This window comes from Marinomonas sp. UCMA 3892, assembly GCF_012726345.1.
In the GTDB taxonomy this organism is placed as follows: Bacteria; Pseudomonadota; Gammaproteobacteria; order Pseudomonadales; family Marinomonadaceae; genus Marinomonas.
In genome coordinates this window covers 1-11,433 of record NZ_PTXN01000013.1, presented here as the reverse complement: position 1 = coordinate 11,433, position 11,433 = coordinate 1, and the positions used below count along the sequence as shown (strand labels likewise).

Annotated in this window: 12 protein-coding genes; 3 read left to right on the top strand and 9 right to left on the bottom strand. The window is 39.5% G+C overall.

All coding sequences use genetic code 11. The features are described 5' to 3' along the window. Positions 1-26 precede the first annotated feature (26 nt). Together pgeF and rluD are read right to left on the bottom strand one after the other, a co-directional pair. The gene (gene pgeF, locus B6N13_RS17085; RefSeq protein ID WP_169460085.1) at positions 27-773 is read right to left on the bottom strand and encodes a peptidoglycan editing factor PgeF; all 747 of its coding nucleotides are present in this window, start codon (positions 771-773) and stop codon (positions 27-29) included. A 61-nt stretch (positions 774-834) separates the two neighbouring features. Further along, positions 835-1,818, bottom strand: a complete 984-nt coding sequence (gene rluD, locus B6N13_RS17080) for a 23S rRNA pseudouridine(1911/1915/1917) synthase RluD (RefSeq protein ID WP_012071278.1) — start codon at positions 1,816-1,818, stop codon at positions 835-837. A 160-nt stretch (positions 1,819-1,978) separates the two neighbouring features. Between rluD and B6N13_RS17075 the strand changes: the two genes are divergently transcribed. Continuing rightward, a complete protein-coding gene (locus B6N13_RS17075; protein ID WP_012071279.1) occupies positions 1,979-2,821 on the top strand; it encodes an outer membrane protein assembly factor BamD in 843 nt (280 codons plus the stop codon). Positions 2,822-2,837: 16 nt separating this feature from the next. Here the strand turns inward: B6N13_RS17075 and B6N13_RS17070 are convergent, their stop codons facing one another. Beyond that, positions 2,838-3,500: a glutathione S-transferase gene (locus B6N13_RS17070; RefSeq protein WP_169460084.1), complete on the bottom strand. Its 663-nt coding sequence runs from the start codon at positions 3,498-3,500 to the stop codon at positions 2,838-2,840. A 119-nt stretch (positions 3,501-3,619) separates the two neighbouring features. Next, entirely contained in the window at positions 3,620-3,832 is a 213-nt protein-coding gene (locus tag B6N13_RS17065) for a cold-shock protein (RefSeq protein ID WP_012071281.1), read from the bottom strand. Positions 3,833-4,310: 478 nt separating this feature from the next. Between B6N13_RS17065 and B6N13_RS17060 the strand changes: the two genes are divergently transcribed. Next, a complete protein-coding gene (locus B6N13_RS17060; RefSeq protein WP_012071282.1) occupies positions 4,311-5,522 on the top strand; it encodes an ammonium transporter in 1,212 nt (403 codons plus the stop codon). Between the two features lie 22 nt (positions 5,523-5,544). Beyond that, complete coding sequence (locus B6N13_RS17055; protein WP_248280376.1) at positions 5,545-6,108, top strand: tRNA-uridine aminocarboxypropyltransferase; 564 nt, start codon at positions 5,545-5,547, stop codon at positions 6,106-6,108. On the opposite strand, the gene B6N13_RS17050 is transcribed toward B6N13_RS17055, so the two are convergent. The 5 genes from B6N13_RS17050 to B6N13_RS17030 form a co-directional block, all read right to left on the bottom strand. Beyond that, a complete protein-coding gene (locus B6N13_RS17050) occupies positions 6,098-6,805 on the bottom strand; it encodes a fumarylacetoacetate hydrolase family protein (RefSeq protein WP_169460083.1) in 708 nt (235 codons plus the stop codon). The two genes, B6N13_RS17055 and B6N13_RS17050, sit on opposite strands and share 11 nt — an antisense overlap. A gap of 27 nt (positions 6,806-6,832) precedes the next feature. Beyond that, complete coding sequence (locus tag B6N13_RS17045; RefSeq protein ID WP_169460082.1) at positions 6,833-7,471, bottom strand: cupin domain-containing protein; 639 nt, start codon at positions 7,469-7,471, stop codon at positions 6,833-6,835. Between the two features lie 259 nt (positions 7,472-7,730). After that, on the bottom strand, positions 7,731-8,690 hold the full coding sequence (locus B6N13_RS17040; RefSeq protein WP_169460081.1) for a porin: 960 nt from the start codon (positions 8,688-8,690) through the stop codon (positions 7,731-7,733). Positions 8,691-9,102: 412 nt separating this feature from the next. Further along, entirely contained in the window at positions 9,103-9,648 is a 546-nt protein-coding gene (locus B6N13_RS17035; protein ID WP_169460080.1) for a DUF2058 domain-containing protein, read from the bottom strand. Positions 9,649-9,818: 170 nt separating this feature from the next. Further along, positions 9,819-10,028, bottom strand: coding sequence for a cold-shock protein (locus tag B6N13_RS17030; RefSeq protein WP_012071288.1), 210 nt, complete (start codon positions 10,026-10,028; stop codon positions 9,819-9,821). Positions 10,029-11,433 lie beyond the last annotated feature (1,405 nt).

Here is an 11,433-nt window from a genome sequence, read left to right as displayed (position 1 = left end):
CACCCATCAATAAAACAGAGAATTATCTACTCAGCAACCCAAATAACAGAAGCCATTCGCCCTGTTTTACCATCACGCCGATAGGAATAAAAACGCGCCTCATCGGTAAATGTACAATAGTCGCCACCGTATATTTGCATAACGCCAGCAACCACTAAACGCTGTTTCGCCAATAAATACAAATCACCTAGCCACTTCCCCGCTTCCTGCGCAGGTTTAAAAGCCGCCGCGGCATCAGGAATAACAGACACAAATGCCTCTCGTACCTCATCTCCGACTTCAAAAGCATTTGGCCCAATAGCCGGCCCGAACCAGACCATAACATTCTCTTTTTCGTCAAACTTAGCCAAGGTGGATTCCAAAACACCAGCACAAAGCCCACGCCAACCAGCATGAGCAACCGCGACCTGCGTCCCAGCTTGATTGCAGAAAAATACCGGTAAACAATCCGCCGTTAGTACAGCGCAAACTTGATTTTTAGTATGAGATACAGCCGCATCAGCACTGTCGGGCAAAGACTCACAAGGCAAGCAGGCCACATCCGTTCCATGCACCTGATTTAGCCAAGTCGTTGAATCCGGCATATCAATATAAGAAGCGAACAGTTGGCGATTCTGCTGAACCGCAGCAGGATCATCCTGTACATGAAGACCTAGATTCAGACTATCAAACGGTACGCTACTAACTCCACCAATCCGGGTAGAAACATAAGCACGAACAGAGGAAGGCGCAGGCCAAGTAGGGCTAATATAAGACGAGGCATGAGAAGACATAACTATCTCCAAAAAAGAATAAAAAAAGGCAGCTCGAAGCTGCCCTTATAACACGACAAAATTAGAAATACTCAGAGTCGTTACTACCTGACTCCACCATATCTTTCTTAAGAGCATCTAATAGTTTCTTCATATCATCTGGCAAGTCAATTTCCCATTCCATCCATTCGCCTGTAATAGGATGAGACAATTCTAATTTTTTAGCGTGCAATGCTTGCCGACGAAAATGACGTAGTTCATCCTGCAGCTCAGGAGAACACGCCTTAGGCATTTTCAAACGACCACCATATTGAGGATCGCCAACCAACGGATATTGAATAAACGCCATATGAACACGAATCTGATGAGTGCGCCCTGTTTCTAGCTTTAAACGAATATGCGTGTGATTTTTGAAGCGCTCAACTAAGCGATAGTGCGTTACAGCATCTTTACCATTAACAGGCTCTACTGCTTGTTTTTGGCGATTATGAGGGTGACGACCAATAGGTTCATCCACAACACCACCGCCAGTCATCACACCAATAGAAACAGCTTCATATTCACGACCCATACTACGCTCTTGTAACTGCATCACAAGATCAGTTTGTGCTGCCAATGTCTTAGCTACCACCATCAAACCAGTGGTTTCTTTATCAAGGCGATGCACTATACCAGCACGTGGAATATGAGCCGTCTCTGGTGCATGATGAAGGATCGCGTTCATTAAGGTGCCATCTCGGTTGCCCACCGCAGGATGCACAACCAAACCCGCAGGCTTGTTTATGATCATGATGTCATCATCTTCATAAACTACATCGAGATCCATTGCTTGAGCTTCATGCTCTTCTTGAGCTTCGATAACGATGTCCAATGTCACCACTTCACCACCAAATAATTTTTCTTTTGGTTTAGTGATTTTACCATCGACCTTCAAGACACCTTCTTTAATCCAGCTCTGTATACGCGATCGAGAATAGTCACTAAACAATTCTGTAGCGATCTGATCGAAACGATTACCACCCAAATCAAAAGGGACTTGGGCTTCTTTTACTATGCGCTCTGCCATACAATGTACTTTAGTCTGTTGTTTTCAGCCCAATAAATTTATCATTGAGCTTGAATGTGAAAAAACGTGTAGCGCCTTGCACTTCATCATCTTTCGCAATATAACGCTACAAAATGCCGATTAAGGCTTATCTACTACCATATCAAGGTTTTGATTATACATGGGATTTTATAACTCTTTACTCCGATTCTCTGGAATAGTTAGTTTTTCTTTATTCATTGTTGCTTGTTCAAGCAAACAGGTACGAGAACCAGACCTACCTGAGCGCGTCTATTACGACAAAGCTCAGCAAGCTCTGAAAGAAAATCTTCCTACTACCGCCATTAAACATCTGAAAGATTTAGATTCTCGCTATCCATTTGGTGAGTTTAGTACTCGCGCGGAATTAGACTTAATTTACGCGCAAATGGAAGCAAGCGATTTCATCGCTGCTCATGCATCAGCAGAGCGATTTATCAAAAACCATCCAGAACACGATTCTGTGGATTATGCTTATTATATGCGTGCTTTATCGACCTACAAAGGCGCAGAAAGCTTAATGTCTCGCTATTTGAACCTTGATCCAAGTGAGAGAGATTCGAAAGAGCTTGCCAAAGCATTTAATGAACTTGCAGATTTTACATCTCGCTTTCCTGAAAGCACTTATGCTCCTGATGCAAAAGCACGCATGTACTATTTGCGAGAAATGGTAGCCCGTCACGAACTGCAAGTGGCGCGCTATTACCTAAAAAGAAAAGCACCGCTTTCTGCACTACGTCGCAGCCAAGAAGTAATTCAGCACTATCCGAGTACACGCTCAGTAGAAGAAGCTTTGGCCATAAGCATTCAATCATACAATGATTTGAAGCAAACAGATTTGGCTCAAACAAATCTAGCAGTACTAAAACAAAACTTTCCACACACATCATACGTTGACAATAATGGTAACTTTATCACTCTAAAGCTACCAAGCGATGCTGACCCTGGCTTTTTATACTGGGCTACCTTTGGATTAGTGGATTGATATAAACCAAAATAACTTAGGAAGCAGGGTACAGAGTATTTTCTTGCCCTGCGTGCCAAGCAGGATGTTTTGCCATGACCACAGAGCTGAACCTATCCGAGTTTACGAAATAAGCAAGCCAGCGTTTCACATTAGTGTACTCAGACAAATCAAACCATTTCGGATTCACCGCTGCAAACTGACGGATGAAGGGGAAAATAGCAATATCAGCCAAACTTCTCGTCTCACCTGCTATAAATGCCCTATTTTCTAAACGCTTTTCCAGTCGAGACAAAAATACCGCTCCTCTACCTCGATAATAGTCTTCACTAAGCTCTGGGTGTCGATCCGCATATTTATATCTATCCAGCCAATACTTAAAAAAATGATCATTGTAAGTAACCCAAGACATTATGCGATGCCGTTTCTGACTGTCTGCAGGCCACAATTCATCAGCCTTTTGCTTATCACTAGCCCGTGCTAGAGCCCAAAAAATAATATCCAAGCTCTCAGGATATCGCGTCCCATCAAGGTCAATTAACTGAGGAACCGTCGAGCGCCCTCCTAATAGCAATAATTCTGGCGGTTTAGACTTTAAAACCACCTCGCGCAAATACACAGAGACATCCAATTCAGCTAGAGCGTATCTAGAGCGCATTGCATATGGACAACGTCTGAACGAATATAGAATGGGTAACAAAAAAAACTCCTGATTTTTATAATACAAATCTCACATATAAAAAAACCATGCTATCTATAAACATCTTATAAAAAACAAGAAGCTTATAGGCATGGCTTTTTTGATCGATTAGGACTCAATTAAACTGGAGTAACATTCTCAGCTTGAGGACCTTTTTGACCTTGAGTCACTTCGAACGTTACTTTTTGACCTTCTTGCAAAGTGCGACGACCACTACCATTTATTGAACGGAAATGAACGAAAACATCAGGTCCGCCTTCACGTTCAATAAAACCAAATCCTTTTTCATCATTAAACCATTTAACAATACCTGATACTAACTGACCTGACATAACAACCTCATTATTTATGTTGCCCTTAAATAGGCAATCTTTTAACTATGCTAAAAGCTCTTAAAGCTTGAGTAACTTCTTAATGTTAAGCATATTAAGTTAAGATTTATCTTAAAAAATACACCAACTTATCGATAATAAGTCGTAAAAAATAAAATAGAAAGCAGATGAAAAACAAGTATTGTTAAAAAAAGTAATAACACTCAACCAAATTATCAGCCCTATCCTATAAAGCCAACCAAAAACCACAACCATACTAAGCTATAAAACAACAAAAACGCCCAAAACTTCAAAACAGTGCAATTTAGGAAGAGTCCAATTAAATAGCACCAAATAAAAGCATAAATGGAACAGTTATTGCTTAATCCAAAATAAATTTCAATTAACCAATCTTAAAAAACCAATAAAGCCCCAAAAAAGAGCATTTAAGGACAATAGCAAACCTTTTCGGTGCAAAAACAAACGTTAGGAGCCACCTTTGACATCCACAAACAGTGCAGTAGAGATGCTAGTTTCCAGTTCAAATACTCTTTTTATACTGCTTGGCGCCATAATGGTATTTGCCATGCATGCAGGGTTCGCTTTTTTAGAAGTGGGAACGGTACGACATAAGAATCAAGTAAACGCTTTAGTCAAAATAATGACTGATTTTGCAATTTCGGCTCTCGTTTACTTTTTTGTTGGCTATCAAATTGCCTATGGCATCAATTTTTTTGACAGCGCAGCGGTATTATCACAGGAACATGGTTATAGTTTAGTAAAGTTTTTTTTCCTCATGACTTTTGCTGCGGCGATACCTGCCATAATTTCTGGTGGTGTTGCTGAACGAGCAAAATTTTATCCCATGCTAATTTCTGCAGCGATAATTGTTGGTATTGCCTATCCATTTTTTGAAGGCATTGTATGGAATGGAAATTATGGCCTTCAAAATTGGCTAGAAAAACAATACGGGGCGCCTTTTCATGACTTTGCAGGCTCCGTTGTCGTTCATGCTTTTGGGGGCTGGGTTGCTCTTGCCGCCATTATCCTACTTGGTACACGTCGAGGCCGTTTTAGACACGGAAAATTAGTCGCATTTGCACCGTCAAACATCCCATTTTTGGCCTTAGGCGCCTGGATACTTTGTATAGGTTGGTTTGGTTTTAACGTCATGTCAGCACAAACGCTTGATGGCATAAGCGGCTTAGTGGCTGTTAATTCTTTAATGGCGATGGTTGGCGGCATCATAGCGGCCATGTTATTTGGAAAAAATGACCCAGGCTTTATCCATAACGGTCCCTTAGCAGGTTTAGTTGCCGTATGCGCAGGTTCCGACATCATGCACCCTATTGGCGCTTTAGCCACAGGAGCATTTGCTGGTGCAATATTTACTACGTTATTTACTATTATTCAGCAAAAATTCAAACACACAGATGATGTTCTCGGTGTTTGGCCTCTGCATGGTGTTTGTGGGGCCTGGGGAGGCATTGCAGCAGGTATTTTTGGATCTGAGACACTTGGGGGCTTAGGTGGCGTTAGCTTCTTATCTCAGCTCGTAGGGAGCTCTGGTGGAATTGCAATTGCAACACTAAGCGGATTCGTTGTTTATGGAATAGTTAAATTAGTGAGCGGATTACGTCTTAGTGAAGAAGATGAATTTAACGGGGCAGATTTATCCATTCATAAAATAGGCTCTATTGGCAAAGAATAACTCTACCTTGTATAAAAGCTTGATGTCGGTTTGGATCATTTATAGCCAAGCCGATATTAAGCTTTTTTTATTTTCTAGTTCATCTAGAGACCTGTATAATTACCGATTTATTGAAACAAAAATACTAATGAAGATTTGGCTAATTACACATAGTGAAGAGCTCAAAAAGCCCTCAGGAACAGGAAGACTGGTAAAAGAAGCACTCCAAAACGAATGCGAAATCATTATCTGGTCTAGAGTTTCGCCCAATAAAGATATTTTGAAACTCTCACCTAGTAACACTCTACTCATTTATCTTTGCAACGATGAGCAAGATAGATTTCAAGCCAATATCACCGAATCTATAGACAACATCATTATTCTTGATGGAACTTGGCAACAAGCTCGAAAAATATATAACCAATCACCCTATTTACAAAAATTCAGACATTATGAGATTCAAAACATAAAGTCTGCCTACAAAAAACGCCGCAATCAAAAAGACATTGGCCTTTGCACTGCTGAAGTTGCGATCCAGTTATTGACAGAATATCAACATCCAGCAGCAAAAGAGCTGTCAGAAAAATTTATTGAATTCAATCAGTAACACGAACTCTTATTTCACCTAAATGCTCAACCCAAGCCTGCATTTCATCTCCAACAACTACAGCCCCGACATTCTCAGGCGTCCCCGTCATAATTAAATCACCTGGTCGTAACTCAAAGACCTCTGACAACTTACAAATAACTTCCTCAATAGACCAAGTTAAGTTTGTAACATGGCTAATTTGCTTAAGATCACCATTAACTTTTAATCCAATTTCAGCCTTTGAAACATTATCAGCAAGTAAGTCTGTTTTTAATAAAATAGGGCTTATTGGTGCAGACTCATCAAATGATTTACCCACCTCCCAAGGACGCCCTTTCTTTTTAGCTTGCGACTGAAGATCTCGACGAGTCATGTCCAAACCTACTGCATAACCGAGAATGGCCTCTCTAGATTGCTGCAGCGTTAAATTACGACCACCCTTTCCTATCGCAATAACAAGCTCTACCTCATACTCAAACTGTGATGTAGCCATGGGATAAGTAATAAGAGTTGATTCAGAAAAGCCAGCGGGTACAACACAAGAGGAATCTTTTGCAAAAAAGAATGGTGGATCTCTTTCTGGGTCATCACCCATTTCTTTTGAATGTTCAGCGTAATTACGGCCAACACAATAAACACGACCAACTGGATATACTTGATTACTTTCAGCAATAGGTAAATAAACTCTATCTTGCTCAGGTACAATATTTTTCATTTAAGTCTCAATAAAGAATAGTAGGATTTAGAAATGGCCTGACTTTAACCAAATAAAGCAATTTGACGGCACAACCCAATGGTCTAATCTGAAGCTAGGCTCACGTAGCCATGCTCCTGAAGCCATTTGAATAGCTCCGTACTCAGCTTGCCCAGATATAATAAATAACTCAACGGAAGTCGCTAAGTCCAATTCACTTAATATATCTTCACCATTCTGAATACGAACAAACCAAACGCGCTCAGCGCCAAATTCGTAAAGAGGAACAACTTCGGATTTTTGAGATGACCAGATATTAGGAGTATCTACATAGATTTGATTTAAATCGGAAACTTGAAACTGATGTAATTTGACCAATAAAAAACAGCCATCACGACTATGAGGAGCATGACTACTACCGGGAGGGTTTCTAAAATAGCTTCCTGCTTTAAAATCACCTTTTTCATCCGAAAAAACACCATTTAAAACCAGTATTTCTTCTCCAAGAGGATGTGGGTGAGGACGAAATACCGAGCCAGCCTCATATCTAACAAGACTCGTTGCATGACCTCGCTCAGCCCACTCTCTTGCTAAAGGCTTTCTATAAACACCAGACATAGGACTGGCGATCCAATTAATTTTATCCGTATCCATGAATACTGTCTGAGCAAAATCCATGTTAAGCATAACCGACCGCCAATCTTATATTAAAAAAATTAGTTTAACGGTTTGATCAAATAACAATCAAGTTTTTATTATTATCAAAGCCCAAACATCAGACATAAAAAAAGCATCAGATGTTACCACCTGATGCTGAAAAATGTTCCAACAAATCCGCCTACAAGAGAAGAAATATGGAACCTTGAATGATCTTACTTAACGTAAGGCTCCCACCTTATTATTAGATAGGAGCCTTAGAGTAAATAAAATCCTCTAGGAGAAGATCTTAGAAACCGTAGTAAACACCAACAGCTGTTTGAGTGTCTGTAGTGCTAGATTTAGCATTTTCAAACTCACCCAATTCAGCATATACATAAACATTTGATGCTAGGTCATAAGTTACACCAGCAGCATATTCGTTAAAGCTACTAGAACCAGCAGCATCAGGATCTACATTTTGGTAAGAAGCATATACGTCACCAGCACCGTAACCGTAACGAGCAGCTAGACCTAGGATATCCTGAGTACTTTCTGTTGTTTCGTATTTAGCAGTAACAGAAAGATTTTCTAGTGGCAAAACAGTCAAAGCTAGACCAGTTGTCGCTTTAGCATTTTTAGAAGTAGTAGGACCTGCAATGTTGCTACGAGTATCATGAGCCAAGGCAACAGAGAACATATCTGTTGAGTATTTCAAAACAGTCATGCTCGACATTTTATCGCCGTTAGGATTACCTGCAGTATTTGTTTCACTAGCTTTACCCTTAACTTGAATAGCTACTTGCATTTCAAAGCCACTCATAGAAGGCGTAAAGAAAGCAATAGTGTCACCTTCTGACGAATTAGCAGCTTTTGTTGGGCTCAAATACTCGAATTGGTTGATATTATCTTGGATTGCGTTGTTGTAGATAGTATCAAACGAACCAATTTGAACTTTACCGAAAGAACCTTTCAAACCAACATAAGCTTGGTCTAAGTTAGATTTACCAGAATCTGCAAGGCCAGCTTTTTGATCAGCTTTGATTTCAATTTCATATTTGAAGAAAGCAGTCAAATCGTCGTTGATTTTCGTGTCGCCTTTCAAGCCAATAGTTGAACCATTGTCTTCGAAGTTTCCGCCAGCTTCTTTGTCAACGTATGCGTACTGGATGTTACCGTAAACATCTACTGTAGAACCTTCAGCAGCTTGAACTGATACAGAAGCAAGTGCTGCACTTGATACAGCAATAGCAATAATCGATTTTTTCATTCTCGTTTCCCTTTTAAATGTGTGTACGCTTTTCTTGTAGGCGCTTGATATGTGCAAGCAACAATCAAACAATTTAAACATTTCATAGAAATAGACAACCACATGCAAGCTAATTGCATCAAGTATCCACTATAAATGCTTATTTCGTGAAATATATCATATAAAAAGGATTTTCCGTATAGAAATTAGCCATTAAAAAACAAAAAAACCAATAGACTAAAAATAATTTGCTCGGAATGTGCATAAATTAACTGAATGCATAACCTACTAAATAATCACACTAGAAACACATCGTTAAATAGGCACTTAATATTGCTTGAAAACTATCAAAGCAAACAACGAAAAGAGTAAAGGAATTGTAAAAAAATGGGAATAGAGGGCAAAAAAGCCCTCCAAGCATAAAAATTATATTTTACCACATCAAGTCATCAGGTATCTGAAAGTCAGCATAAGGATCATCATCTACACTCTCAACACGATTATTACAAACAAGCACATAAGATGGATCACGCTCAGTTATCTTTACAGCAACAGGCTCTGGAATAAGTTCATACTGCTGCTCAAGCTTAACGATTGCCAATCTACCTCGGCTCAAGTCATCGTGCATGGATTGACTAATATATAACTGCTTTACCTTTTTACTATCTGTAAAATGATAAGCAATATCTCCATCCTGCTTTCGAATTCGATTTTGCTCTATCATTTGTCGAATTTGCCCCTGTATAGCTTTCTGCTCAGCAAGCTTCTGACGCTCCATATTCAAAGCCCTATCTTTCTCAGCCTTTTCCTCCCTTTGACGCTTCAACTCTTCTTGGCGACCATCATCTCCAGTCGCTAAGGCTTTACCTTTTTTAATTTTCTGCTTGAGCTGTAAAGATTCTGCCTTTAATTTCTTAACTTTCTTTTTATCAACAAGCCCTACGCCTAATAGCTGTTCTTGCAATGATTTCGTAGCCATACTTTCCTCCCTCAGAACATCTAGCCAGCACTTTAAAGTATTGAAGGTATTGCAAAGGCCTTCTTATAGCTTTAAACGAATCAAATACCAACCTATAAAAACAAAAAAAGCGACTTTAAAAGTCGCTTTTTAGCATTCGCACTGCTGAGAGTATCCTCAGCAACGTTACCTTATAAAGGAGTAACGTTTTGAGCTTCAGGGCCTTTTTTGCCTTGAGCTACTTGGAATTCAACTTTTTGGCCTTCAGCCAAAGTTTTGAAACCAGAAGTGTTGATTGCAGAAAAATGAACAAAAACATCAGGACCTTGATCCTGAGTGATGAAACCGAAACCTTTAGTTTCGTTGAAAAATTTTACTGTACCAGTTACTACGTCAGACATGTCTGTTTATCCTGTAGGTTAAGTTAATTTATACGAAGATGTAAATCATCTACGTTATAGTGCTAAAAAAACTCGGTATTACTTATGACTTAACAGGACCGAACATACATGACGTAATATTCGCAACTCTGGACATAAATATTGCCAACTCTTTTAAACGAAATTGATTGTAGTCCGCTTTCAGTCGCTGGGTCAATCATGTTTTCCATAATTTTTATCTATTTAGATAGAATAGGTACTATATAATATCTCAAAAAAATGCTATCTATATGTATTGTAAGCATTTATTACTATAAAGATCTCAAAAAATATCTATAAATATATCTAAAATTTTTAAAGAAAAATCCCACTTAAGCACTTTGAGCGATAGATTTTCACAAAAAATGCATTCTAATTTATATTTCAAGCATTATTTTAACAGTAATAAAGCATGATTATATTAGGCTTATCATGAGTTAAAATAGACTCGATCTAAGCATTAACCCGCAAGTCTAGCTGTCTAAAAACAACTCCCCCATTGTAATACGTAAGCAGAGAAGCTTTTTCAAAAAATAGCTAATCGAACCGTTATTGAGTATTGAAAAATGCATTTTTGATTTTTCTCGCTCAAATAAAATCACCTATTACAATATATGAATGTAATATCAGGTTAAAAAAACTCATCAGAAGTTGCATCACTTCACCCAAAGTCGAAAAGCACTGACACTCAAACGCTGAACGATCATTAAGGCGGCAACCTCAATGATATCAGGCTACGCATTATCCTGATGCATACCATCTTTTGCATTGGAGTCGCGCTGACGCGTTGAGCTTGCGAAACAGGCGCAAGCGAAGGCAATGACAAGATGGCATTCCTACAGACGGAAAAAATCCCTGACAGTGTAGCTATCAGGGCCATCTTAATATAAAGCTTGACGACTGTTGTTTAAACCATCAGGTTGGGTGGTTAGTTGATCAATGGCAACTTGTATTTGAGCGGAGTTTAGTTTTAGAGTATCCATAGTCCCTCTTTTGTTCATTTCGTTTGTTTTTTGATCGGAACAAAATGAATTTAACGAAAGAGGGACGCTTATTAAAGCGTCCACTAAACACACTTCTTGGGGCGGTATGGCATCGCCCCTCCCTTTAGCTATCTTGGCATTGGAGTCGCGCTGACGCGTTGAGCTTGCGAAACTGGCGCAAGCGAAGGCAATGACAAGATGGTATTCCTACAGGCAAAAGAATTTTCTGCAGACGAAAAAAAGCCCTGACAGCGTAGCTATCAGGGCCTTCTTAATATAAAGCTTGACGACTGATGCCGACTGTCACATGCGTGTCTTTGATAAAGAGCCCCACACGCATGTGGGAGCAATCCTATTACACCGCCTAAACGAAAAAACCCCGCCCTGCTTAGCAGGACGGGGTT

Bases quoted from the DNA above. Each gene is read 5' to 3' on its own strand.
- B6N13_RS17055 (WP_248280376.1), top strand. From the start codon at position 5,545: ATGTCGGTTTGGATCATTTATAGCCAAGCCGATATTAAGCTTTTTTTA.
- B6N13_RS17030 (WP_012071288.1), bottom strand. From the start codon at position 10,028: ATGTCTGACGTAGTAACTGGTACAGTAAAATTTTTCAACGAAACTAAA.
- pgeF (WP_169460085.1), bottom strand. From the start codon at position 773: ATGTCTTCTCATGCCTCGTCTTATATTAGCCCTACTTGGCCTGCGCCT.
- B6N13_RS17075 (WP_012071279.1), top strand. From the start codon at position 1,979: ATGGGATTTTATAACTCTTTACTCCGATTCTCTGGAATAGTTAGTTTT.
- B6N13_RS17045 (WP_169460082.1), bottom strand. From the start codon at position 7,471: ATGCTTAACATGGATTTTGCTCAGACAGTATTCATGGATACGGATAAA.
- B6N13_RS17065 (WP_012071281.1), bottom strand. From the start codon at position 3,832: ATGTCAGGTCAGTTAGTATCAGGTATTGTTAAATGGTTTAATGATGAA.
- B6N13_RS17040 (WP_169460081.1), bottom strand. From the start codon at position 8,690: ATGAAAAAATCGATTATTGCTATTGCTGTATCAAGTGCAGCACTTGCT.
- B6N13_RS17035 (WP_169460080.1), bottom strand. From the start codon at position 9,648: ATGGCTACGAAATCATTGCAAGAACAGCTATTAGGCGTAGGGCTTGTT.
- rluD (WP_012071278.1), bottom strand. From the start codon at position 1,818: ATGGCAGAGCGCATAGTAAAAGAAGCCCAAGTCCCTTTTGATTTGGGT.
- B6N13_RS17050 (WP_169460083.1), bottom strand. From the start codon at position 6,805: ATGAAAAATATTGTACCTGAGCAAGATAGAGTTTATTTACCTATTGCT.